The sequence below is a fragment of the Frankia sp. R43 genome (assembly GCF_001306465.1).
GTDB classification, from domain to species: domain Bacteria; phylum Actinomycetota; class Actinomycetes; order Frankiales; family Frankiaceae; genus Parafrankia; species Parafrankia irregularis.
The window spans coordinates 306,454-331,239 of record NZ_LFCW01000006.1 but is presented as its reverse complement, the minus strand read 5'-3'; the positions used below and the strand labels follow the sequence as shown (position 1 = coordinate 331,239).

Sequence of the window (24,786 nt, the reverse complement as noted above, 5' to 3'; positions counted from 1 at the left end):
CACCCTTCCTAGGACAGGAGGATTAGAGGGCCACCGGGCCCTCGATCGGAATCTATTCGCCACGGCCAGGAGATGAGCCGTGGCCAGGAAGTACACCAACGGCACGACGAACGTAGGCCGAGATCTTCCCCATCGGCCGGAGTGAGGAGTCAAACGACGAACTAGCACACCGGCCTGCCGTGGCCGGTGTGAAGCAATGGCCGAACGGCAGTGAGGCGTGTGCCCTTCTGCGTAGGCCGAAGCTTCCGGCGTAGGCCGAAGCGTAAGAAATAGTACGGACGGCCCCCGGATAGGGGCCGCCGTCAGACTGATGGTCTGGCCTGTGGTGGATTAGGTCCGGAGGCCTTCCGGAGGACCGTAGTCGGGTTCTTCTCTATCTCTGCCCTACCCCCCGCTTCGCCGATGGCGGCTACGCGGGGATCAACAGCTTTTGGTCATTTGGGTTCTTGGGCTGCCGGCCCGGCAGCGGTGCCGGACCGGTCCCGACTTACTCAGCCCGGGACTCGCCGTTAGGCTCGCCCCGTCGCAGGGGCATCAAGGGCATGGAAACTCTCCCCCCACCTGCCCTCACTCACGTTCGGGTCCCCCCTCTCTTATTAGTGGCCCTCGTGTACCCAGGTGCTGACGCTCCGCGGTTCCCCTTAGAACACAGGGGAAACCGACCCAGGAATGAGATCATCCTCGCCATTGGCGACAATAACCCCGTACCGATGGAAGATTGCCACGTCGGGGTATCCGACCGTGGCGCTTCCCGACAGGGCAAGGTCGTCTACCAGCACTTCCACGGGTAGCGTCTCGACGACCACTGCCGGCAGAGTCAGAAGCCGTACATGGGAGCGGCTCTTCATTTCGCCCGTGCGGGCCAGGAAGCCCCCGCGTTCGGCCGCAGCGATGATCCCTCGGGCTTCCTTCCGGGACATCAGCTGTCGGCTGGCAAGCCTCTCCACGCCAACGAAGGTCTCTCCGTCGCTGTCGGCATGGCACATCAGATCAACGAGGAGTTGGTAGGCACCCTCTCCGATCGCCTCTCCGGCCCTGGCCGGCTGAAGGTAGAAGTCGTACCAGGTCGATGGGGAAACCCGCGCATGATCTGCCGTCACGCGGCTTCGCGTCGAGCCGCCATCCACTCGTCAAGGTCAGACGCCTTGAACCTCAGCCCCTGGCCGACCCGGTAGGCCGGGATGCCCAGACGTCGCCAGTTGTCGTACAGCCACGACTCCTTGACGCACAGGTGGTTAGCAGCTTCGCCGATCAAGATGTAGGGCTCCCGCATGTGTGCTCCGTTCCGCCGGTCCGGCCGCCCGCTGGCGAGCCGTGGCGAGAACCATAACATGCTTGTCGACCGTGGTAGGCGGTCGTGTTATGGTGCCGTGGTCGGGTGACGTGGTGCAGGGAGGAGGTAGGTTCAGATCATGACCAAGGACCAGCAGACCGACGTGATCCAGCCCTTCGACCGGGCCACCAGTGCAGGCGACCGGATGAGCCTCACGAAGGATCTCGACGGCGGCGTGACGCTGACGGTCACGCTCGATCGGGACGAGGAGGGCCGGCTGTGCCCGCGCGGCATAGAGATCGGTACACCGCTCGGATCGCTCGCAGACTCCGCCCCCATCACTGCAGCCGCAGGGAGCGCACAGCACTACTGGGACGAGGCTGCCCGGATCGCTCGTGCGCTCGAAGGCATCGCCGAACGGCTCGACTGGCGCGGCATGCTGCGAACGACGCTCGCGGACAGGCCGTCCACAGGCCGGTATGAGGACGACTTCTATGCGCTGATCGCCCTTGGGTTCATGAGCCTGACCACCGGTGGGTCACGTCGGCCGATGAAGGACCTGGCGGAAGCCGTCGACATCAACCCCCACACCGTCCATCGGTGGCTGAACGAGGCGCGGCGGCGCGCCCTGCTCACCAGCCCGGAACGCGGGCAGATGGGCGGCAGGTTGACGACCACGGCGCAAGAACTGATCGACAAACTAGGGAGAGGGTCACAAAATGCCGAAGCGGAGTAACACCCGTCAGCTTCCGTCTGGACGCTGGCAGGGCCGGTACGTCGGCCCGGACGGCAAGCGTCATCAGAAGACCTTCGACACGGACGCCGAGGCCTCGGCGTGGGTCAAGACTGAGCAGGTGGCGGCCAACGAGGGCGATTGGGTCAGCCCGATCAGCGGCAAGGCGATGTTCGGCCCGTGGGCCGAAGGCTGGCTGACGACTCGTGTAAACGTGCGCGCCTCGACGATGGCGCGGGACGAGTCGGTGATCAGGTGCTACGTCCTCCCCAGCTTCGAAGAGCGGGAGGTCTCCAGCATCGAAGAGGCCGAGGTCCGCGAGTGGGTGACCTCTCTCGTGAAGAGCGGGAAGTCAGCCGCTACGACGATCAAGGCGTACCAGCTCCTGGCCAACATCATGAGCGCCGCTGTCGACGCGAAGCTCATCCGCCGGTCGCCCTGCTACAACGTGCCGCTCCCGAAGATCGAGCACCAGGAGCAGCGGTTCCTCACGGTCTCGGAGGTCCACCGGCTCGCCGAGGCGGTGCCGGCCCGGTATCGGGCGCTCGTGCTCGTCTGCTGCTACGGCGGGCTACGGATCGGTGAAGCGGCGGGCCTGGACCGTCGTCACGTCGAGGGCGACAAACTGAAGATCTCTCAGGGCGCCGTCGAGGTGCGTGGCGTTCTCACGGTGGGGCCGCTGAAGACCAGGAAGGCCCGGCGGACGGTCAGCCTGCCCCCGGCGGTCGCCGAGGTGCTTCGGGCACACATGGACGAGTACGTGGAGACGGAGCCGGATGCGCCGGTGTTTCCCACTCCGTGGAACACCCGCCTTCGGCCGAACGGCTTCCGCTCCCGGGTGTGGGCGAAGGCCGTCAAGGATGCTGGTCTCGCCCGCCTGCGAGTTCATGACATGCGTCACACCGCGGTGGCCATCTGGATCTCTACCGGTGCGCCGGTGCTGCTGGTCAGCCGTCGTGCCGGCCACGCCTCGGTCAGCTTCACCCTGGACCGCTACGGCCACCTGTACGAGGAGGCGGACGACGCCCTTGTAGCGGGTCTCAGCGCCGCGTACGAGCGCGCCACGCCTGCGGTGCCGGCCAGCCCAACCACGGAGGCCAGGCCAGCGGCTGAGGCGGGCTCAGAGCCTTCGAGCGGGGCGGGGCTCGCCCCGGTTATCCCGCTGAAGCGGGCAAGTTGAACCAACTCGGAAGCTTGCTGGGCACGTGGTGGGCACGTGACCTCAGCGGATGATCTAGCGAAGCTTGGAAGATGCTGCGCCATAGGGTGGACCTAGGTGGACTTGAACCACCGGCCTCTTCCTTATCAGGGAAGCGCTCTAACCGACTGAGCTATAGGTCCTTGGCTGTTGATGAGAGTACAGGATGGCGACAGCTGCGTGACGGCTGCCGCCATCCGAATTCTGGGAGATCTTCTACTGGTCGCTCAAGGTCACTTCGAGGCCGCCGATCATCTCGGCGCAGAGGTTGTAGAGGAGGGCGCCGAGGGTCGCGAGCGCGGTCATCAGCACCACGTTGATGGCGCCTACGAGCAGGCTGATCTGCATGGCGCGGCCGAAGGACAGCCAGTTGGACACGTCGGCGTTGGTGCCGTTGGTGAGCGTGTCGGCGGCGTCGGTGACGCTGTCGAAGACGCCGATCGAGTTGAGCACGAACCACAGCACCGCGACGGCGACCATCATGATCAGGAAGACGCACAGCGAGAACGCGAACGAGAGCTTGGTCACCGACAGCGGTTCGACCCGGGACAGGCGTAGCCGGGCGCGCCGGCCGCTGGCGGGGGGGCGCCGTTCGGCTGGTTCCGCCCGGTCGCTCCGGAGCGGCTCGTAGCCGCCATGGTCGCGGCCGCCCTGCGGAGGGCTCTGGGCACCTCGGGGGCCGGCCTGGGGGCCGGGAGGACCGAGCGGCCCCGGGCGGGACTGCATCGGGCCGTCAGGGGGGCCCAGCGGCTCGGTGGACAGCGCGCCCGGGCCGAGGCGGCCGGGGGGCGGCTGTACGCCTGGCGGCGTGCCAGGGCGGTCGTAGGGCGCGGTGCGGTCGGCCGCGGGGGCGGGCCGCCCGGCCCCTGAACCGGCCCGTACGGGCTCGGGGGTGGGTCGGCGTTCCGCGGGCATCCGCTCGGTGACGGCGGCGCGGTCGGTCTTCTTCATGCTGTCGCCGCCGCGGTCGGTCGTGCTGCCGGTTCCGCGCCTGGGCAGGTTGGGGCGCACCAGGGAGATCGTGTCGGTGTCCCGCGGCCCGTCCAGTGCCGATGTGGGTCGGGCCGCGGGGGTCGCGACGGTGCTCTGCGCATCGTGCTTTCTGGTGGTGTCGGATCTGGACCCGTCTGTTCGGGCGGTGTTCGGCCCGGCCGCCGTGGCGGGGGTACGGGTGTCGGTGCCGGTCCGGGTCTTGGCCACGGAGGGCTTGCGGGGGTCGCCGCTGCCCGGGTCCGCTGGGTCGCCGTCCCGGGTGGCGGCCGTGGCCGTGGTCTTGGATGTGGTCTTGTCTGTGCTCTTGACTGTGGTCTTGGCGGTGGTGGTCCGCGCCCCGGCGCCGCGGTCGGCGTCGCTGCCGCGGGGAGCCGGAGTGGCACGGTCGGTGCCGCCGGGCTTCCTCGCGGCCGAGGTACCGGAACCCGACGCGGATCCCGAAGTACCGGAGCCGGAACCAGCGGACGAGTTGCCCTCCTTGGTGGGCTCTCCCGCTGCGGCGGCGCCGGAACGCGCCTCGCTCCTGGCAGCCCCCGGCGCCTTGCCCCGGTCGTTCGAGGAGCTGGAGTCGCGCCCGTTCCGCTGGAAGAAGGGACTGGACGCGCCTCCCGAACCGGCGGCCGAGCCCGAGCCCGAGCCCGCCGAGCCCGCCGAGCCCGCCGCTGATCCCGAGGGGCCACCGCCCGCGGGGCGGCCGTCATCGGCCCGGCTCTCGCCCCGGCCGGTCCCCGGCAGGGAGGAGCGCCTCGGCGCGTCGCTGCCGCCGTCGGCGGCGGCAGCGCTCGCGGCATCCCCGGGCCGCCGCGTCAGGTCGGGATCGTCCAACCGGCCGGCACCCACGGGTGACTCCTGGCGGCCCGGGGATGCGCGGTGGACGGCCGACCGGGCTGGCCGGTCACTCTGACTGTCGCTCACGGATACTCCCCGTCCACTCCTGGTCGCACGTGGGACCTGCCCGTCGGCAGTCCTGGCTGGCGCCGACGACGCGCGACGTGGCCGTCAGGCCGCCGGATCGCCGAACTCAGGTGGCCGGCCCGTCCGACCCCGCATTCTCGCCGCTTCCGTCACTGTCGTTGGCATCAGCATTGCGCGCCACACCGACGACCTGCACACCGGCCTCCAGGTCGATGAGCCGTACGCCCATGGTCTGCCGCTGTGCCCGACGGACATCCTTCGCTACGGTACGCAACACACCGCCGTTGGATGTGATGGCGTAGAGCTGGTCGTCCGGTGCGACGACGAGCGCTCCGACCAGACCACCCCGAGTTGATACGATCTTGGCGGTCAGAACCCCCTTGCCGCCCCGCCCCTGAACGGGGTATTCGGCGAGCGGTGTCCGCTTCGCGTAGCCACCGCTGGTGGCGACCAGCAGGTCCGCGGTGGTCTCCGGCACGACGACGTCCATCGAGAGCAGTTCGTCCGAGTCGTCGAACCGCATGCCGATCACGCCGGACGTAGCCCGCCCCATCGGGCGGAGCTGCTCGTCGTCGGCGTGGAACCGGATCGACTGCGCGTTGCGGCTGACCAGCAGAAGGTCGTCGCCCGGTGCCACGAGACGCGCGGCGATCAGCTCGTCGTCGTCGCGCAGGTTGATGGCGACCAGGCCGCCGGCGCGGTTGGAGTCGAAGTCGGTCAGCGCCGTCTTCTTGCACAGGCCCCGCTTGGTCGCGAGCACCAGGTAGGGGGCGGCCTCGTAGTCCTGGATCGCCATCACCTCGGCGATCCGCTCGTCCTGGCTGAACGCGAGGATGTTCGCGACGTGCTGCCCCTTGGCGCTGCGGGCCTGCTCGGGCAGCTCGTGCGCCTTCGCCCGGTAGACCCGCCCCTTGTTCGTGAAGAACAGCAGCCAGTGGTGGGTGGTGGTGACGAAGAAGTGCTCGACGATGTCGTCCTCGCGCAGCGCCGCGCCCTGCACGCCCTTGCCGCCGCGCTTCTGCGAGCGGTAGAGGTCGGTCTTGGTGCGCTTGGCGTAGCCGCCACGGGTGACGGTGACGACGACGTCCTCGCGGGCGATGAGGTCCTCGACGGACATGTCGCCCTCGAACGGGACGAGGCGGGTGCGCCGCTCGTCGCCGTACTTCTCGACGATCTCCGCCAGCTCCTGGCCGATGATCTCGCGCTGCCGGGCCGGTGAGGCCAGGATGGCCTCGAGCTCGGAGACCTTCGCCCGCAGCTCCGCGGCCTCGTCGATGATCCGCTGCCGCTCCAGGGCGGCCAGGCGGCGCAGCTGCATGTCGAGGATCGCGGTGGCCTGGATCTCGGAGAGGGAGAACCGCTCCATGAGCTGGCCGCGGGCGACGTCCGCCGACTCGGCGTTGCGGATGAGGGCGATGACCTCGTCCAGGTGGTCGAGCGCGATGAGCAGGCCGTCGAGGACGTGCAGCCGCTCGCGCGCCTTGCGCAGCTGGTAGCGCGTCCGCCGGACGATGACCTCGATCTGGTGCTCGACGTAGTACGAGATGATCTGGTCGAGCCGCAGCGTGCGGGGCACGCCGTCGACGATCGCCAGCATGTTGACGCCGAAGGTGTCCTGCAGCTGGGTGTGCTTGTAGAGGTTGTTCAGCACGACCTTGGCGACGGCGTCGCGCTTGAGGTCGATGACGAGCCGCTGCCCGATGCGCGCGGACGTCTCGTCGCGGACGTCCGAGATGCCGGTGATCTTGTTGTCGCGGACCAGCTCGGCGATCTTCTCGGCGAGGTTGTCCGGGTTGACCTGGTACGGCAGCTCGGTGACGACGAGCTGGGTGCGGCCCTTGTTCTCCTCGACGTTGACGACCGCGCGCATCCGGATGCTGCCGCGACCGGTGCGGTAGGCGTCCTCGATGCCGTTGCGGCCGACGATCAGGCCGTAGGTCGGGAAGTCCGGGCCCTTGATGATGCCGATCAGGGCTTCGAGCAGCTCCTCGGGGGTGGCGTCCGGGTGGTCGAGCGCCCACTGCACGCCCTTGGAGACCTCCACCAGGTTGTGCGGCGGAATGTTCGTCGCCATGCCCACCGCGATGCCGCCGGCGCCGTTGACGAGCAGGTTCGGGAACCGGCTCGGCAGGACCAGCGGCTCCTGCGAACGGCCGTCGTAGTTCGGCGCGAAGTCGACCGTCTCCTGGTCGATGTCGCGCAGCATCTCCATGGCCAGCGGGGCCATCCGGGCCTCGGTGTACCGCATGGCGGCCGGCGGGTCGTTGCCCGGCGAACCGAAGTTGCCGTTGCCGTCGACCAGCGGGTAACGCAGCGACCAGGACTGGGCCAGCCGGACGAGCGTGTCGTAGATCGCCGAGTCACCGTGCGGGTGGTAGTTACCCATGACGTCACCGACGACGCGGGAGCACTTGAAGTACCCCCGGTCCGGCCGGTAACCGCCGTCGTACATGGCGTACAGAACCCTGCGGTGGACGGGCTTCAGCCCGTCACGCACCTCCGGCAGGGCACGGCCGACGATGACGGACATGGCGTAGTCGAGGTACGACCGCTGCATCTCGACTTCGATGCCGATGGGCTCGATGCGGTCGCCGGGGGGCGGGGGTAGGACGTCGACCACGGGGTCCTTCCAGGCAGTGGGAGCGATGAGTCGGCGGGTGCGGGCCGGGCGCCGGGCCGCGGGGAGTGGCCCGGTCCGTCCCCTGGCGTCCGCGGGCCGCTCACTCGCGGATCCGCCGGGATCAGATCGGTTTCAGATCGGTCCAGCTCAGTGCGGGAGTCCCAGCTCAGTGCCGGATCAGTGCCACCAGCCGCCGGACGGGGTCGGCGGGCCCGGCCAGCGCCCGGACCCCACCGGCGAACTGGCCTAGATGTCCAGGAAACGCACGTCCTTCGCGTTGCGCTGGATGAAGCTGCGGCGCGCGTCGACGTCCTCGCCCATGAGGACGGAGAACAGCTCGTCGGCGACGGCGGCGTCGTCCAGGGTCACCTGGAGCAGGATCCGCCGGTCCGGGTCCATGGTGGTGTCCCAGAGCTCGGTGGCGTTCATCTCGCCGAGACCCTTGAAGCGCTGGATCGCGTCCTTGGGCAGCTTGCGCCCGGCCTCGGTACCCCGCTCCAGCAGGCCGTCACGCTCGCGGTCGGAGTAGGCGTACTCCCAGTCCTCACGACCCCACTTGATCTTGTAGAGCGGGGGCTGCGCCAGGAAGACATGGCCGGCTTCGACCAGCGGGCGCATGAACCGGAACAGCAGGGTGAGCAGCAGGGTGCGGATGTGCTGGCCGTCGACGTCGGCGTCCGCCATCAGCACGATCTTGTGGTAGCGCAGCTTGGCGATGTCGAAGTCGTCGTGGATGCCGGTGCCCAGCGCCTGGATGAGCGCCTGGACCTCGGTGTTCTTCAGAACCCGGTCGATACGGGCCTTCTCGACGTTCAGGATCTTGCCACGCAGCGGCAGGATGGCCTGGAACTTCGAGTCCCGCCCACCCTTGGCCGAGCCGCCGGCCGAGTCACCCTCGACGATGTAGAGCTCGCACCGCTCCGGGTCGGTGTACTGGCAGTCCGAGAGCTTGCCGGGCAGGCCGGTCCCGCCGAGCAGGCCCTTGCGGCGGGTCAGATCGCGGGCCTGCCGTGCGGCGATGCGAGCCCGCTGCGCGTCCAGCGCCTTGCTGACGATGGCGCGGGCCTCGGTCCGGTTGACCTCGAACCAGTCCTTGAGCGCCGCGTAGCACATCTCCTGGACGAACTTCTTGGCCTCGGTGTTGCCGAGCTTCGTCTTGGTCTGGCCCTCGAACTGGGGCTGCGCGAGCTTCACCGAGATGATCGCGGTGAGGCCCTCCCGGATGTCGTCGCCGGAGAGCCGCTCGTCGGTGTTCTTGGAGCCGGCCTTGACCGGCTTCAGGAGGTTCTGATCCTTCGCGTAGGCGTTGACCGCGCTGGTGAGCGCCGCCCGGAACCCCTCTTCGTGGGTTCCGCCCTCGTGGGTGTTGATCGTGTTCGCGAAGGTGTAGACCGACTCGTTGTAGCCGGAGTTCCACTGCATCGCGAGCTCGGCCTCGATGCCCGTGCCCTTGGACTCCAGCGAGATCACGCTGCGGTGGACGGCGTCCTTGGTCGCGTTGAGGTGACCGACGAAGTCGACCAGGCCGTTGTCGTACTTGAAGGTGACCTCGACCGGCTCGGTCACCTCCTCCGCCGCCGCGGTCTGGGCGCTGCTCGCCTCCACGGAGCCGGTCTCGGCCGCGGATGCCTCGGCCTCACCTGCCGCGGCCGCTGCCTCGGCGGCCTCAGCGGCCTTCGCGGCCAGCGCCGGGTTCTTGGCGGCCGCACTCCGCTCGTCGCGCAGGGTGATGGACAGGCCCTTGTTCAGGAAGGCCATCTCCTGCAGGCGCCGGTAAAGCGTCTCGTACTTGTACGTGGTGGTCTCGAAGATCGTCGGGTCGGCCCAGAACGAGATCGTCGTGCCGGTCTTCTTCGAGGTTCCGGTCTTCGCCAGCGGCGCCGCGGGGCGGGATGCCACGTAGGGCTGGAACCAGGAGTGGCCGTCGGTCTCGACGGCGACGTCGAGCCGGGTGGAGAGGGCGTTCACGACGCTGACACCCACACCGTGCAGGCCACCGGAGACCGCGTACGCCTGGCCGTCGAACTTTCCTCCGGCGTGCAGGGTGGTCAGCACGAGTTCCACAGTGGGAATCTTCTTGACGGGGTGCTCACCGACCGGGATGCCTCGGCCGTTGTCGGTGACACGTACGCCGCCGTCGGCCAGCAGGGTCACGGTGATCGTGTCGCAGTAGCCGGCGAGGGCCTCGTCCACCGCGTTGTCCACAACCTCGTAGACAAGGTGGTGCAGGCCCCGCTCCCCGGTGGAACCGATGTACATGCCGGGGCGCTTGCGTACTGCGTCGAGACCCTCGAGAACCTTGATCGAACTAGCGTCGTAGGCCACGCGGCAGGTCCCCTCGCTCTGACGGAAGTATTCCTCAGTCTACCCGGCAACCCGTCGTAACGGACGCAAGGTGCCGTCTCAGCTGTGCGCTGGGCCCCGAACTCGGGTCGGCTGTGGCCCCCTACCAGCTCCACGCACCCTGAGGCCTTGCGTCCATCTGCGACCGGTCACCGAGGTCACCGCGACAGTCACTCTGATCCGTTCGCCGACCGGAGGTCTCGTTGCCGCGGCCCGCGAGGCCCGATTCGGCGGGACGTCCGGGGGTGCGCGGGATACAGAGACAGCACAGGATTACAGAGAGAGACCGGGCGGGGTATGAGGTGTCATCCGTATGTATCCCGCGGGCCGCGCCCACCGCTGGTGGACATACCGCCGTGATTCCAGGAGGGCGCGGCCGGGCCCCGCACCGTGATCCGGCGGACGACGTGCGGTCCCAGCTCCTTGCGAAGGATCCCGAGAATCTGCCTGGAAAGCATCCGCAGCTGGGTGGCCCAGGCCGTCGACTCCGCGACCAGTTCCAGCTCTCCGTCACGCAGCGAGACCGGCGAGCAGTGCGCGGCGATGTCCGGGCCGACGAGGACATCCCACCGGGCCAGCACCGATGCGTCCGTGGCCCGGCTCTGCCAGCCACGTTCCGCGACAAGGCGGGCGATCGACGAACCGACCACCATCGGCGTCCGCCAGTCGCGACCAGGTGCTGCGATACCTGGCAGCCGCGGGCGCGGCGGCGGATCACCAGAACTTTCCCGCCCCCGCCGACCGGGGTCGTGCCCGCCGGCACCCGCACCGGTCTCCGCATCGGCACCAGCGCCGGTGCCGGCGCCTCGACCCGACGACGTGCCCGGGCGACCCTGGCCACGCGCGCGGGCGTCCCGCTTCGCCCGGGCCAGCATCTCGCGCGCGAGATCGGCGCCCCGCGCCCCCGAAGCCGGCGCGGTGGACGGGTCCGCCCCCGAAGCCGTGGCCGGACCCGATGCCGGCGCCGGACCCGCGGGCGGCTCTGCCGGTGAAGGCGGCGGCGATGACGACCCTGCCGCACCGAACTGGTCAGCCGACACGACGCACCTCCCCGGAGCTCACCTCGAACCGCACCCCGGCCAGCTCGGCGGGGACGTCCGCCTCAACCGCCGCGGTCACCAGAACCTGCTCGGCCGGCGCGACGAGGGCGGCGAGCCGGGCCCGTCGTCGGACGTCCAGCTCGGCGAAAACGTCGTCCAGCAGCAGCACAGGCTCCCGGTCGTCGGCTCGGAGCAGGTCATAGGAGGCCAGCCGCAGCGCCAGCGCCAGCGACCAGGACTCGCCATGGCTCGCGTAGCCCCGGGCCGGCCGCCCCTTCACCGACAGCAGGAGGTCGTCGCGATGCGGCCCGACCAGGGTGACCCCGCGTTCGATCTCCTGGGAGCGGACCGCGGCCAGCCCGGTCAGGATGGCTTCGGCCAGCTCGGCCCGCAGATCCGAACGGCTGGGCCGGCCGCCGGGCCGCGTCTCGTCCGAGCCTTCGGCGCCTTCGGCCTGCCCTGCGCTCGGAGCCGGCCCGGCCGCCTGATCCGTCGGCGCGGACGAGACGTCGGGAGCACCCGGAGCGAGCTCGGTGCCCGAGTCGGTGTGGCCGGCGGCTGCCGTCCGGTCGGGTATCGCCCGGTATGGGACCGTCGAGCGATAGTCGACGTCGGTGGGCGAGTCCTCGCCGGCGACCGCCGCGTAGGCGCTGCGCACCCGTGGCCTGAGCTCCTCGACCAGCGCGAGACGGGCCGCAAGCAGCTCCGCGCCGTGGTCTGCGAGATGACCGTCCCAGACGTCAAGGGTCCTCAGATCGCCCCGGCCGCCGGATCGACGCGCCGCACCGGCGGTTCGCAGCAGCGCGGACCGTTGCTTCAGCACCCGTTCGTAGTCCGCCTGGACGGCGGCCATGCGCGGCGAGCGGGCGACAAGCAGTTCGTCGAGGAACCGACGCCGTTCGGCCGGATCGCCCTTCACCAGGGCGAGGTCCTCCGGGGCGAAGAGCACCGTGGCCAGCAGCCCGGCGACGTCACGAGCCCGTGGCACCGGCGCCCGGTTCAGCCGCACCCGGTTCGCCTTCCCCGGCACGATCTGGATCTCCACCAACGCCGCCCGGTCACCGCGCACGATGCGTGACCGGACGACCGCCTGCGTGGTTCCCTCTCGCACAAGCGGAGCATCCGTCGCCACCCGATGACTACCCAGCGTGGCGACGAATCCGATCGCTTCGATCAGATTCGTCTTTCCCTGGCCGTTCGAACCAACGAACGTCGTGACTCCCGGCTCCAGAACCAGATCGAGCCGTGGGTAGGACCGGAAGTCAGTCAGGGACAGGTGAGTTAGATGCACGTCACCCGTTGAGGCGAATGGGCATCAGCAGGTAGCGATAGTCGGGGATCTCGGTCTGGTCGTCGCCGCCCTTACCCGTGAGGATCGCGGGCTTGTTCGCCGCCAGCGCGGGGTCCTCGTCGCTGGCGAAACCGATCCGGACGATGTCGGACTCCAGCGCGCCGAGTGCGTCCAGCAGGTACGTCGGGTTGAACGCGACCGTGAGCTCAGGCCCGTCGTAGGTCACCGGCAGCGTCTCGGACGCCTGGGCCTCGCCGCCCGTGCCCGCCTCGAGTACGAGGTGATCAGGCGTGAACGTGAGCTGCACCGGAGCGGTGCGGGGCGCCACGAGGGCCACCCGCTTCACGGCCTCGGTCAGCGGCGCGATCTCCAGCTGGGCGATCAGCGGTGAGCTGTCGGGAAGCAGCTTGCGGTAGGGCGGGAACGTTCCCTCGAGCAGCCGGGTGGTGGTCTGGCGGGTGTTACCCGCGAAGCCGGCCAGGGTCTCCCCCGACGGACCGGTTCCCAGCGCGATCGCCACCTCGACGCCGGTGCCGGACAGCGACTTCGCGGTGTCGAGCAGGGTACGAGCCGGAACCAGCGCGACGCCGGACGCCTCCGGCGTCGCCGGACGCCACTTGAGCGTGCGGACGGCGAGGCGGTACCGGTCGGTCGCGGCGAGGGTGAGCGTGTCCCCGTCGATCTCGAGCCGGACGCCGGTGAGGACCGGCAGCGTGTCGTCGCGCCCGGCGGCGACCGCGACCTGCGCGACCGCGCTCCCGAACGCGGCGCCCTCGATGTGGCCGGTGATCTCCGGCATCGGGGGCAGGGTCGGGTAGTCGTCGACGGGCAGCATCGGCAGCGCGAACCGTGCGTTGCCGCAGGCGACGACGAGCCTCGTCCCATCCACGCTGACGTCGACCGGGGCTGCCGGCAGCGAGCGGGTGATGTCCGCCAGCATCTTGCCGTTGACCAGGCCACGGCCCTCTTCGGTGACGGTGGCGTCGACCTCGCCCTGTGCGGCGACCTCGTAGTCGAAGGCGGCCACCTTCAGCGCCGGACCAGTTGCGTCGAGCAACAGGCCGGCAAGCACCTGCAGCTGGGTGGTTGCCCGGCTCGGCAGGGTTCGCGCCGTCCAGGCCACCGCATCGGTGAATTCGTCCCGTTCCACGCGGAACTTCATGGACACGTCCTCCCGTCGTTCCACGCCTGCCGTAGCCACGGCGAGCCGCGGAACCTGACATCACCGGTTGAGCCACCCAGCGCCGGCCGCCCGGATCGCGCCGCACCCGGAGACGGGTGCCGAACGACCACGGTGTCGGGCCTGAGCCCATCCAGCATCCCAGAGCCGGACCGGCGGATGACGAGCGGTCTGTGTTCCGAGGGTGGCACACCTGGCCGAGCACCGAAGACGGGTGTCGGCCAGGACGCATCCCGTCATCACGCGTCACCACCTGCGCACTCGATCGGTGAGAGCAGCCCGGTGGCGCTGGTGGCTGGTTTCGGCGGTCGAGGGTCAGGGCAGATCCGACTTGCGGTTCGGCACCGAGACGCTACCTCGTTCGACCCGGGCACTTTCCGTGACGACCACGTCCGCGTCGTGCGTGCGCATGCGTGCCCTGAAGGTCGGGGGCCACATCAAGATCGCTTCTGGGCGTTCATCCCCAGGCCCTACTGCTTCGAGCTTTGATCTCTCCTGGAAGAAATTTGGTTCGTCGTAGTAGTAGGGGCTGTGGAAACTGTGGAAAACCGCCGTTTTCCCAGCTCAGAGCCCCTGAGGCCCTGTGCGCATCCTGGGGGTGGAGGTGTGGATGATCAAGGTACTTATCCCCAGGGCCCGATCGACTCCACAGCTGTCCCTCAGCTACACACAGTCTGTACACATGTTCATCCACTGGCTACCCACAGGTTAGGAGGCCACTGTCCCCAGGCTTCTGGCGCCCATGGACATCCCGACGGCCGCTCCCGGCCTGTGCACAGAGGCGGGAATTGCTACTTATCCACAGCCTTCTCCACAAGGTGTGGGTAAAGGCCACAGTGGTCCCTTGAGTCGATCGATGCGGAGTCGGCCCGGGAAGACCACGGTGCCTGCAGGGTCGAACCCGACATCGCAGGAGAGGGACCCGTTCAGGTGCCTCTGATCTGATTCACCCGATATAGGGAATTAACACTTCATTGGTGAGTTGTTTCCACTTGGGTAACCAGTGGATGCCTCGCGCGCGGACGATGACAACCGAGCAGGTGGCGACGGCACCCGAGCAGGTGGAGGCGCGGCGGAGCAGAGGGCGGTGCGGCGGGGCCATGGCGCACCCACATCCGCATCCCGAGCGGCGGTCTCTGAGCACCCGGCTGGCCCGCCGTCCCGGACGCATCGGTCGCAGCGCGCGCCCGGGGCGCGCAGCGCTCGAAAGCCGGTAGCAACCCGGACATCGGCCGACTGGTCTACCCGGCAGGGACGTTCGTGCATGGCCTGAGTAGGCCGCGTGCCGGGGCGGAGGGACGGCTGCGAGGGATGCGGTGCAGACGAACATGTTGGTATGGACATGCGCAGAAGAACGTGTGAGTCGACCGTAGTCGTTCAGCCGGTGACGACCGGGGTCGTCACATTTCAAGGAACCGACCTCGTGGGGCCAGAGATCCGGTTCCGGGAATCAATCCCGGTGGCCCAGGTCCTGCCCGATGGCGATTGGTCCGAAGTGCAGGCGCATTGGGTCGTTCGCCTGAGTGGCGAGGCGTCCGCCGACCGGCCCACCCCAATGGTTGGAGCGCGGAGGTCGGACGGTGAGAAATTCAGGATTTCGGTCGTTGAAGAGCCTTTGGCGTAGCCCGAGCCTCGGGCTACGGTTGCTGCCGGGCAAAAGCGGAGGATTTTGGTCGTTGGGACGACCAAAATCCTCCACTCCTCGAGCCGCGAGCCGCGAGCCGCCGGTGGCGCCACCGGCGCCGAGCAAGATCCGAAGATCGTGGCTGCCAGGACGGCCGAAATCCTCAGGATCCCGCCAACGAGGGCAGGAGCGGACACGGTGCCACCGCGGCCGGCGGACAGCGGATCAGGCGTGCCGAGCCTGCGCGCGGATCCGGTTGGTCAGCTCGGTGACCTGGTTGTAGATGGCGCGTCGTTCGGCCATCAGACCGCGGATCTTTCGGTCCGCGTGCATGACGGTGGTGTGGTCGCGCCCGCCGAAGTGCTGGCCGATCTTGGGCAGTGACAGGTCGGTCAGCTCCCGGCACAGGTACATCGCGATCTGCCGGGCCGTGACCAGCACCCGGCTGCGTGAAGTACCGCAGAGGTCATCCATCGAGATCCCGAAGTACGCGGCGGTGGCGTTCATGATCGCCGCTGCGGTGATCTCGGGGTTCGCCGCGTCGGGGATGAGATCGCGCAGGACGATCTCGGCCAGCGTGCGGTCGACGTGCGACTTGTTCAGACTGGCGAACGCCGCGACCCGGATGAGCGCGCCCTCGAGCTCGCGGATGTTCCGCTCGATGTGGGTCGCGATGTACTCGAGGACGTCCGGCGGCACCGGCAGCCGCTCGGTCGCCGCCTTCTTGGAGAGAATCGCGATGCGGGTCTCCAGGTCGGGCGGGGTGACGTCGGTGATCAGCCCCCACTCGAACCGGCTGCGCAGCCTGTCCTCCAGTGCCGCCAGCTGCTTGGGCGAGCGGTCGGAGCTGATGACGATCTGCTTCTCGGTGTCGTGCAGGACGTTGAAGGTGTGGAAGAACTCCTCCTGCGTCCGCTCCTTGTTCTCCAGGAACTGGATGTCGTCGACGAGGAGGACGTCGATATCCCGGTAACGACGTTGGAAGGCGAGCTGCCGGTCGTCGCGGATCGAGGCGATGAAGTCGTTGGTGAACTCCTCCATGCTCACATATTTGATCCTGCTCTCCGGGTAGAGCTTGACCGTGTAGTGACCGATCGCATGCAGCAGGTGAGTCTTGCCGAGCCCGGAGTCACCGTAGATGAACAGCGGGTTGTAGGCCTTCGCGGGAGCCTCCGCGACCGCGACCGCGGCGGCGTGAGGAAACCGGTTGCTGTCACCGATGACGAAGGTCTCGAACAGATAGCGCGGATTGAGCCTGGCTGGTTCGGACGGCCTCGGGGACGGATCACGGCCAAGACCTGGCGAAACCCTGCCGGGCGCGGGCCCGTCGACCCGGACACCGTCGACGCTCTCGGCACCCTCGTCCAGTGCGGTGCCGGACCCCCCGCCCATCAGGTGCTGGGTCAGGTCCGCGGTGGTGGCGGGCCGGATGAGTGGTCCGGTCATCGGCTCGGGGTCCGGTGTGTGCTCCACGGTGACCGCGACCCGGATCTCGCGTCCATAGGCTCTGGACAGGGCCGTGGACAGGAACGGCCGCAGCCGCGAGTCGAGCAGGTCCTTGGTGAACTCGTTCGGAGCGGCGAGCAGCGCCGTGTCCTGCACCAGGCCGAGTGGGCGGGTCAGCCTCAGCCACGCCCGCTGCTGTGCCGACAGCGCACCGTCCGCAACGCCCGCCACAGCCTGCTCCCACACCGCCGACAGGTCGGGATCTGACGGCGGTGTGGCTCCCCGGGACGGCAGACCTGCGACGGAATCGGCGCTGAGGTCGGTCACTGCGGGGCTCCTCGTGGTTCTTCGTGGCTGTTCGGAGGGATGACACGACCGTAGGTAGCCGAAGTCGCTGACTGACTCTGACTGGCAGTGTGACCCGTGGTGTCTCTGGTAGCCGTCCTGTGTGGGTAATCGTCGGAAGTGTCGGCAGGACGACCCCGCCGAGGTGATCGGCGGGCGTGGATCCCGGCAGCGACGCGGTCGGTTCGCTCCCCGGGCCGACCGCGCCCGGGTCGGCCGTACCCGGGTCTGCGTCGCCCCTGGCGGCGATGCGGCGTCCACTGCCGGCGGCACACAGCATCCTCCGAGAAGAGTTCTCCACATCGTCGTCCACAACCTGTGCATGGACATGACACCGCATCGGGCGTGGCATCGCCGGCAGGGCCACAAACTGGACGACAGCCGGGAAGCCACGGAGTGCGTTGCGCCGACGAGCGGGTGGTGACGGTGCTGCCACCTACAGCCTCCGCGCGCTTCGTGGAGGGCAGGCGGTTCGCGGACGGAGGTGACGGCGGCACGGACAGAGCACCAAACGTTAACAGCCCGGTCCCTGGGGCGGGATTCGGGCCTCCCTGCGATCCCCCCGCGACTGCCCGGCGGCGACGGGACCGTGGCCTACGGTCAGGACGGACCCGGCGATGGTGGCATCGTGTGTAGGCTAGGGAGAACCACGGCGACGGTCGGCTCCCATGTACCTCGGTGACATCACGTACCTCGGTGCCATGGGGCCTGGCTTCCCGGATGTTGGGATTTGGCGAAAGGCACCCTCCGCACAGGGGGTCCGGCCGGTCGGCGACCCAGGTCCGCGCCCCGTAGCCGAGGCGTCAGTCATGACCGGCAATCCACGCCGGTGTCCCGCCGTCTGTGTCTCCGGAGTCCTCACGTGAGCAAGCGCACCTTCCAGCCGAACAACCGCCGGCGGGCCCGCACCCACGGGTTCCGGCTCCGGATGCGGACCCGCGCCGGCCGCGCCATCCTGTCCGGTCGCCGCCGTAAGGGCCGCAACGAGCTCTCCGCCTGACGGCGGAACCAACGCGCCTGCCGCCGTCCAGCCATGCTCCCCCGGGGCTCGCGAGTACGTACGAAATCGGACCACGCCATCCTCGGGCGGTCCGGCCGGCGTATTCGGGCGGGGTCAATCGTTGTCCACAGCATGCACACCGATGTGGACAGTCCACCCCGGGCGGGCTTTGTCGTAGGGCGGCGTGTCGGTAACGCGGTGGTTCGTAACCGTGTCCGTCGGCGTCTTCGCGAACAGACCCGGTCCCGGCTGCCTCTGCTACCGCCGGGAACCGCGGTTCTGGTTCGAGCGTTGCCTGAAGCGGCGACCGCGACGTCGGCAGATCTGGGCCGATCGCTCGACTCGGCCTTCGGCGCGGTTCGTTCCGGCCGGTCCCCACGATCGGCGCGCTTCGGATGAGCGTGGCCCGGTACGCGGGGATCCTGGTGGTCCTGATGGCACTCGTCGACCTCGTGTTCGCCGCGCCGATCACCGCCAGGAGATTTCCCACCCTGGCCCGGACCTCCGACCAGGCGGTCCGTGGGCCTCTTGCGTGGGCTCTCACGGCGCTGGTCCGGCTGTACCGCGCCGGCTGGTCGGCGCGGAACGCGGGCTGCTGCCGGTTTGAACCGTCCTGTAGCGCCTATGCCCTGACCGCTCTGCGGCGGCACGGTGGCGTCGTCGGTGGTTTGTTGGCTCTCCGTCGGCTGTTGCGTTGCCAGCCGCTGTCGGCTGGCGGCTACGACCCGGTGCCAGGTGTCGGGTCCGGTGTCGCTGGCAGCCCTGGCAGGGGTCCTGCGGCCCCGAGCCCGACGGGCATCGACCGGGCAACGGGCATCGGCCGGGCGGATGCCGCCCGGGCCGCTGCCGGGCCCGGGCATCGCACCGCGTCCCCGCTCGGGGGGACGCGTTCCGAGATCGTCGGTTCCCGTCGCGGAACGCGGGTGTGAGGAGACAGACAGGTGTTGGATCCGCTTTACCATCTCGCGGCAAACGCGATCGTCTTCTTCCACAAGGGCTTCGGGCCGATCTTCGGCAGGGACAGCTTCTTCGCCTGGGCGCTGTCGGTCATCCTGCTCGTCATCTGCGTCCGCATCCTGATCTTCCCGCTGTTCGTCAAGCAGGTGAAGTCCCAGCGGACGATGCAGATGATGCAGCCGCGCATCAAGGAGATCAAGGAGAAGTACGGGCACGACAAGCAGCAGATGCAGCTGGAGATCATGAAGCTCCAGAAGGAGCACGGAAATCCACTGCTCGGCTGTCTGCCCATCCTCCTGCAGATCCCGCTGTTCATCTCGCTGTTCCACGTCTTCACGCACCTGGCGCCGATGAACGAGGGCCCGGGCGGCTCTCTGGTCTGGCGGCCCCGGGTCGGCCTGTCCGCCGATCAGGTCGAACAGATCGCCACGGCGAAGCTGTGGGGCATTTCGCTGTCGAGCAAGTTCACGTCGTCACCGGACTTCCTGGACTTCCTCGGCGCCAACGGGATGCACACGAAGATCCTCGCGGTCGTGCTGATCGTCACGATGGGCGTGACGACCTTCCTGACCCAGCGCCAGATCATGAACCGTGCCGGCACCGCGGTCGACCCGCAGCAGGCGATGGTCCAGAAGATCCTGCTGTACGGTTCGCCGCTCATGCTGGCGATCTTCGGATTCCGGTTCCCGATCGCCGTCCTGCTGTACTGGCTGACCACCAACCTGTGGAGCCTCGGCCAGCAGTTCTTCGTCATCAGGAAGATGCCGCCGATCCAGCCGCTCGCCGCCGGCGGCCGGGTTCCCGGGGCACGCACGGCCACCACGGACGGCACGACGGTTTCCCGTCCGGCGCCCGGTGCGCGGCCGGCCCCCGGCGCCCGCGCGGGAGCGAAGTCGAAGAGCCTCGGGGCCCGGGCAGCGCAGTCCACGGCGGACACGGCGGCAAGCGGCTCGGGTGCTGGCACCGACGCGCCTCGGCCGGGCAGCCGCCCGTCGAAGGCTCCCCCCGGAACCCGCTCCAGGTCCGGTGCCGCGGCCGGCAACGACTCGGCGAAACCCGCTGCCGCCAAGGGCGGCCAGACGAAGGCTGATTCGTCCGGTGCCGGTGCCGGTGGAGGCAGTGGCAAGGGCCGCCTGACGAAGGGCGGTGCGGCGGGCACCGGTGGGGCCATCTCGTCGCCGACCGCGGCCGCAGCCGGCGAGACGTCGGGCGCGAAGAACGGCATCGCCGACGGCGTGGGCGACAGCAAGTCTGGTTCGGCGTCGGCGTCGGCGGGAACCTCTCGTAACGGTGTCGCCGACTCGGATGCCGCCGCCGCTTCCCGGTCGTCCCAGGCCCCCGTCCCCGCCGGCGCGCGGCGGGCTCCCGGCGGATCTCGCCCCGCCAAGCGTCGCGGGAAGGGCAAGCGGCCGGGCGGGCGTCGCTGATGGGCCGGTGGTCGGCGCTAGTGCGTGCGCATCCGGTCGCGGCCGCCGCTGGGCGACCTGGCCGGGTACCGGCCCCGCGCCCACCCCTGAGCATCGTCCGGGCAGTCAGGCCGGGACGACACGGAACGTCCGAAGCGGCAGCGCCCCGCCACCGTCGCGTTGACCCCGCGGCGGTCGGACGTGCCGTACTGTCGGCATCGCCGCCCACTTTCCCCTGGAGTAACGCTGATGACCGGTTCGGCACCTGACCTCGCCGTGGAAGAACCCGAGGCCAACGAGGACAGCCCTGCGGCCGGGGCCGACGAGGCCGTGACCGACTCGGCCGCGGCGACCGGAGGGTCGGGGTCCGCGGGTGGCGGCGAGCGCCGCGTCGCCGACCTGGAGCAGGAAGGCGAGATCGCCGCGGACTACATCGAGGGTCTGCTCGACATCGTCGACATGGACGGCGACCTCGACCTCGACGTCGAAGGCGGGCGTGCGGTCGTCGCCGTCGTCGGGGACGGCCTGGACAAGCTGATCGGCACCGGCGGCGAGACCCTTGAGGCTCTACAGGAGCTGACCCGGCTCGCGGTGCTGCAGAAGACCGGTGTCCGCAGCCGGCTCATGCTCGACGTGGGCGGGCATCGCGCTCGTCGGCGGGTGGAGCTGCGCAAGGTCGCGACCTCGGCGGCACGTAAGGTCCTCGACACCGGCGAGCCTCGGAAGCTGGCCGCGATGACCCCGTTCGAGCGCAAGGTCGTGCACGACGTGATCGCCACGATCGATGGTGTGCACAGCGAGTCCGAGGGCGAGGAGCCCAGCCGTCGGGTCGTGGTCCTGCCCGACTGACCTCGCGTGTAGCGTCGGCTGGGCTTTCCCGGGCTCGGCCGCGTGATCCCTGCGTGACGTGACGCCCGCGCGCGGCCTGATTCGTGCGCGGGCGTGGAACGGCTAACCTGCGGCACACGCCGGCAGGTCAGCGGATTCCCGATCCCGGCTGCGCAGCGAGGCGATCGGGAGGCGCACGGGTGGTTCCGCCACGGGCACAGGCACCGGCCATCTCGCCCAAGGCGGTGAAGCCGTCGGCGCCGGCCAGTCCTCCCGCTGCCGCGACGGCTCCTCCCACGGCGTCGCCGTCGCCGTCGTCCGCAACGGCCGCGGCACCTCCCGCCGCTGACAACACGGCCGACGCCCCCTCTCAGCACCCGCGGTTCTCGCGGTTCTCGCGAGCCTGGCTGATCGGGTGTGTGGTGCTCCTGCTGACGGGGCCCGTCGCACTGCTCGCCGCCTACCTGCGCCGACCGTTCTGGTACGACGAGATCTGGCGTGGTCATTTCGTCAGTGAGCCTCTGAGCTCGGTGTGGTCCGAGCTGGCGGTTGCCAACACCCCGTCCGCGCTCGGGTGGTTCGGACTCGTCCGGCTGTCCGGGGAGGCGTTCGGCTGGCATACCTGGGCACTGCGACTGCCCGGCCTGCTCGCGCTTCCCGTGCTGGGCGTGGCGGTCGCGGTTCTCGTTCGCCGGTTCGCCGGGTCGGTGGCGGCTGCCTTCGCGGTCTGCTGGCTGTGCCTGAACGCCACCTTTCTCGACCTCGCGACCCAGCTCAAGCCGTACACGGTCGAGACCGTCGCGACCGTCGCGGTGGTGCTGCTGTGGCTGGGGCCGGTGCGAGGCGACGACACGCGTGGCCGGGGTTCCCGCAGGATGGCCGCCGGGGTGGTCGCCCTGTGCTCCGTTCCAGCGGTGTTCGTGATCGTGCCGCTCGCGGCGATGGACGTCCTGGGCGGTGGCGTCGGCGGTGGTGGCGGCGGAGGCCGAAGCCTGCTGCGCCGAGGCCAGTTGCGCCGAAGCCAACTGGGCCGGCGTCTGCGTGAGACGTTGCCGGCCGTCGTGCTGGTGACGGTGCACACCCTGGTCTTCCTCGGCCACCAGTCCGCCCAGCGCGCGGGGGACTACTGGGACACGCAGTTCCTCGCCGGACGGGATCCGTGGCAGGCCGTGTGTTTCGTCGGCGATCAGCTCTGGCGGATCCTCGCCGGCTCGCCGCCGGGAATCGACCAGTTCGATCCGAGCCTCGTGCCGGGGTACCTGCACCTGCCGCACTATCTGCCGTGGCTGCTCGCCCCGCTGACCGGGGTGTTCGGCGCGGTCGGCATCGCCGCGCTGGCCCGCCGGGCGGACGGGCGGCGGGTCCTGGCCGCGCTCGTCGGAGCCGAGGTGCTGATGCTCGGCGCGAGTGCGGTGCGCTTCTGGCCGTTCGGGCCGACGAGGACGAACCAGTTCGTCGTTCCGCTGCTGCTGCTTGTCGTGGTTGTCGGCGTGGATCGAGTGGTCCGTCAGGTGGTCCGACGGGTGACCCGCGACCGGGCTGATGCTGCGCCCCGTGACCGACTGCTTTCGGCGCTGGGGGTGACATCCGGGGCGATGGTGCTGCTGATGGTCGCGGGTGTGGCGCTGGCGGGCGGCCTGTCCGGGGACCGGCTCCTGTGGGAGCGGCGGGACCGCCTGCGCGGACTGGATCTGATGGTCGATGCCACGGTGGCCACCCGGCGTCTGGTCCGTCCGGGCGATGTCGTCGTGGTCGGCGGGCGCCTTGCCCGTCCGGGCTGGATCTACGCCATGGAGGTCAGCGATGACCTGCCACGTCAGCCGGAGGCGCTCCCCCCGGTGCCGGCGGGGACCGCTGCCGGGGTGGAGGCACCGCGGGTCGCGCGAGCTGACACGGTGTTCGTCGTCCCGGGCCTCCTGCGTCGCGCCGAGCTCGCGGCGTCCATCGCGACCGCCTCGGCAGACTCGGCCGCGGCAGCTGATTCGGCCGCGGCAGCTGATTCGGCCGCGGCAGCTGACTCCGGCATCGCGGTGGACAAGGCGGCTGCCACTTTGGCGGACACGGCCGTCACCGGCTCCACCGCCGACTCCGATTCCGTCGGCGCGGACAACGCGGCTGATGTCGCCACGGTGGCTCACCTCCAGCGATCGGAGCGGCTCATCGTCTTCGTCTTCGACATCGAGGAGAAGGCGATGGCCTCCGACCTCGCGGCGCTGCGGCAGGACGGCTGGTGCCCAGGCGAAGAATGGTCGTTCCGGCTCACCGGCTCGGTGACGGTCTACGAGCGGTGCGTGGCACGAACGGCGCAGAGCGCGAAATGATTCACGGGAAACATTTCCCGTAGGGCGATCGTCCCCGGCCTGATTCCCGACACAACGACAATCCGAAGCAGTACCTGACGCGCGTGCGCCGGTTCACCGGGGATGCTGGGTCCGTGCCTTCATGCCCGACCAGTCCCCGTCATCCCGGGCGCCCGGCTTCGCCTGGATGCCACTCCCCTGCCGGCCGGAGTCCGTCCGCCGTTCCCGGGAGGGCGGTCAGTTCCAGCCTCTCTCGAGGTGAACCGGTCCAATCGGCCCTCCTCGCGCCCTTCCAGGCAGCCCACCGGAGCGGTCTCCCGAACCTGTTGGGCCAGTCCGGCTTTCGTGGCACCACCCGCTCGGGGGGCGCGGCTCGCCGCGCCGCAACGGAGGCCGGGCGGTGAGTACTCCCCCGACGGACTCCGCCGACGGTCTCCTGGACTCCGGCACCGCCGCGGACGTTCGGTCCGAGGCGATCGAGGAGAGCCAGGAGACCGAAGTCGTCCCCGATGCCGCGACCCGCGTCTTCGGTGATCGGTTGGAGCTGGCCGTCCAGTACGCGGAGCTGCTGGCGACGGCGGGCGTGGAACGAGGCCTGATCGGCCCGCGTGAGACCGGCCGGTTGTGGTCCCGGCATCTGCTGAACTCCGCAGTGCTCGCCGAGGCCGTTCCCGCCGCCGCCGAGCTCCCCGGCGCATCCGGACGGGTGCCTGAGGTCGTGGACGTCGGCAGCGGCGCCGGGCTGCCCGGTGTTCCCCTCGCCCTGGCCCGGCCGGACCTGCGGGTCACCCTGCTCGAACCAATGGAACGAAGGTGTCGCTTCCTGAGCGAAGTTGTGGCACAACTTGGCCTGGAAGAACAGATTGAAGTGGTGCGTGGTCGGGCACCGGACCTCGCACAGCGTCCGCCACACCGTGATTTCGACGTATCCGTGGCCCGTGCGGTGGCTCCACTCGGCCGCCTTGGCGCGGTACTGCTGCCGATGACCCGTTCAGGCGGTGTCATGCTTGCACTACGCGGCTCGCGAATCCTTGAGGAATTGCAGGCGGCGCGTAGTGATCTCGATTCCCAGGGTTGGCGCGAGGTGGACGTCGTGACGTGCGGAGCTGACCTGGTGGAGGAACCCACCCGCGTGCTTCGTGCGACGCGTACCGTCGCGGCGGCCCGCGGGGACGGCGGGAGGGGACGGCGCGGCACGGATGACCGGCAGGCCAGACGGGCGACACAGCCACGGCGAGTACGGGAGGGAACTCCTGATCGACCGGCACGTGGGCGGTCACGTTCCACGTGAAAC

General features: G+C 69.5%; 18 protein-coding genes and 1 tRNA gene. 9 read left to right on the top strand and 10 right to left on the bottom strand.

The window, feature by feature from the left end; translation table 11 throughout:
• Positions 1–641 precede the first annotated feature (641 nt).
• Both ACG83_RS25855 and ACG83_RS42880 read right to left on the bottom strand, forming a co-directional pair.
• The gene (locus ACG83_RS25855; RefSeq protein ID WP_054568849.1) at positions 642–1,100 is read right to left on the bottom strand and encodes a hypothetical protein; all 459 of its coding nucleotides are present in this window, start codon (positions 1,098–1,100) and stop codon (positions 642–644) included.
• Complete coding sequence (locus ACG83_RS42880) at positions 1,097–1,273, bottom strand: helix-turn-helix domain-containing protein (protein ID WP_161934792.1); 177 nt, start codon at positions 1,271–1,273, stop codon at positions 1,097–1,099. Before ACG83_RS42880 ends, ACG83_RS25855 begins: the two co-directional genes overlap by 4 nt.
• Before the next feature lie 139 nt (positions 1,274–1,412).
• Here ACG83_RS42880 and ACG83_RS25850 point away from each other — a divergent pair, with 139 nt between their 5' ends.
• Together ACG83_RS25850 and ACG83_RS25845 are read left to right on the top strand one after the other, a co-directional pair.
• Positions 1,413–2,009, top strand: a complete 597-nt coding sequence (locus tag ACG83_RS25850; RefSeq protein ID WP_054568848.1) for a hypothetical protein — start codon at positions 1,413–1,415, stop codon at positions 2,007–2,009.
• Positions 1,993–3,186, top strand: coding sequence for a site-specific integrase (locus tag ACG83_RS25845; protein WP_054568847.1), 1,194 nt, complete (start codon positions 1,993–1,995; stop codon positions 3,184–3,186). Before ACG83_RS25850 ends, ACG83_RS25845 begins: the two co-directional genes overlap by 17 nt.
• Positions 3,187–3,273: 87 nt before the next feature.
• Here the strand turns inward: ACG83_RS25845 and ACG83_RS25840 are convergent.
• The 8 genes from ACG83_RS25840 to dnaA form a co-directional block, all read right to left on the bottom strand.
• Positions 3,274–3,347: transfer RNA gene (locus ACG83_RS25840), tRNA-Ile, on the bottom strand.
• 73 nt (positions 3,348–3,420) lie between these two features.
• Positions 3,421–5,112 (bottom strand): DUF3566 domain-containing protein, encoded by a 1,692-nt coding sequence (locus ACG83_RS47785; protein ID WP_304438444.1) that lies wholly within the window; start codon positions 5,110–5,112, stop codon positions 3,421–3,423.
• A gap of 106 nt (positions 5,113–5,218) precedes the next feature.
• Complete coding sequence (gene gyrA, locus ACG83_RS25830; protein WP_054568846.1) at positions 5,219–7,732, bottom strand: DNA gyrase subunit A; 2,514 nt, start codon at positions 7,730–7,732, stop codon at positions 5,219–5,221.
• Between the two features lie 246 nt (positions 7,733–7,978).
• Entirely contained in the window at positions 7,979–10,057 is a 2,079-nt protein-coding gene (gene gyrB, locus ACG83_RS25825; RefSeq protein WP_054568845.1) for a DNA topoisomerase (ATP-hydrolyzing) subunit B, read from the bottom strand.
• A 323-nt stretch (positions 10,058–10,380) separates the two neighbouring features.
• Positions 10,381–10,950: a DUF721 domain-containing protein gene (locus ACG83_RS48065; protein WP_054568844.1), complete on the bottom strand. Its 570-nt coding sequence runs from the start codon at positions 10,948–10,950 to the stop codon at positions 10,381–10,383.
• A gap of 154 nt (positions 10,951–11,104) precedes the next feature.
• A complete protein-coding gene (recF, locus tag ACG83_RS25815) occupies positions 11,105–12,406 on the bottom strand; it encodes a DNA replication/repair protein RecF (protein ID WP_054568843.1) in 1,302 nt (433 codons plus the stop codon).
• A 1-nt stretch (position 12,407) separates the two neighbouring features.
• Positions 12,408–13,568 carry a DNA polymerase III subunit beta gene (gene dnaN / locus ACG83_RS25810; protein WP_054568842.1) on the bottom strand — a complete coding sequence of 387 codons (1,161 nt, stop codon included), beginning with the start codon at positions 13,566–13,568 and terminating at the stop codon, positions 12,408–12,410.
• A gap of 1,867 nt (positions 13,569–15,435) precedes the next feature.
• The gene (dnaA, locus tag ACG83_RS25800) at positions 15,436–16,983 is read right to left on the bottom strand and encodes a chromosomal replication initiator protein DnaA (RefSeq protein WP_054568840.1); all 1,548 of its coding nucleotides are present in this window, start codon (positions 16,981–16,983) and stop codon (positions 15,436–15,438) included.
• An 880-nt stretch (positions 16,984–17,863) separates the two neighbouring features.
• Here dnaA and rpmH point away from each other — a divergent pair.
• The 7 genes from rpmH (at position 17,864) to rsmG (ending at position 24,783) form a co-directional block, all read left to right on the top strand.
• Entirely contained in the window at positions 17,864–18,001 is a 138-nt protein-coding gene (gene rpmH / locus ACG83_RS25795) for a 50S ribosomal protein L34 (protein WP_006538619.1), read from the top strand.
• A 33-nt stretch (positions 18,002–18,034) separates the two neighbouring features.
• Positions 18,035–18,400, top strand: coding sequence for a ribonuclease P protein component (gene rnpA, locus ACG83_RS42875; RefSeq protein WP_076829903.1), 366 nt, complete (start codon positions 18,035–18,037; stop codon positions 18,398–18,400).
• A complete protein-coding gene (gene yidD / locus ACG83_RS25790; RefSeq protein ID WP_054568839.1) occupies positions 18,397–18,930 on the top strand; it encodes a membrane protein insertion efficiency factor YidD in 534 nt (177 codons plus the stop codon). The genes rnpA and yidD overlap by 4 nt, the downstream gene beginning before the upstream one ends.
• 12 nt (positions 18,931–18,942) lie before the next feature.
• The gene (yidC, locus tag ACG83_RS25785; RefSeq protein ID WP_054568838.1) at positions 18,943–20,385 is read left to right on the top strand and encodes a membrane protein insertase YidC; all 1,443 of its coding nucleotides are present in this window, start codon (positions 18,943–18,945) and stop codon (positions 20,383–20,385) included.
• Between the two features lie 228 nt (positions 20,386–20,613).
• Positions 20,614–21,213, top strand: a complete 600-nt coding sequence (locus ACG83_RS25780; RefSeq protein WP_054568837.1) for a R3H domain-containing nucleic acid-binding protein — start codon at positions 20,614–20,616, stop codon at positions 21,211–21,213.
• 398 nt (positions 21,214–21,611) lie between these two features.
• Positions 21,612–23,513 carry a hypothetical protein gene (locus ACG83_RS25775; protein WP_235498182.1) on the top strand — a complete coding sequence of 634 codons (1,902 nt, stop codon included), beginning with the start codon at positions 21,612–21,614 and terminating at the stop codon, positions 23,511–23,513.
• Between the two features lie 454 nt (positions 23,514–23,967).
• Positions 23,968–24,783 carry a 16S rRNA (guanine(527)-N(7))-methyltransferase RsmG gene (gene rsmG / locus ACG83_RS25770; RefSeq protein WP_054569148.1) on the top strand — a complete coding sequence of 272 codons (816 nt, stop codon included), beginning with the start codon at positions 23,968–23,970 and terminating at the stop codon, positions 24,781–24,783.
• The last annotated feature ends 3 nt before the right edge of the window (positions 24,784–24,786 follow it).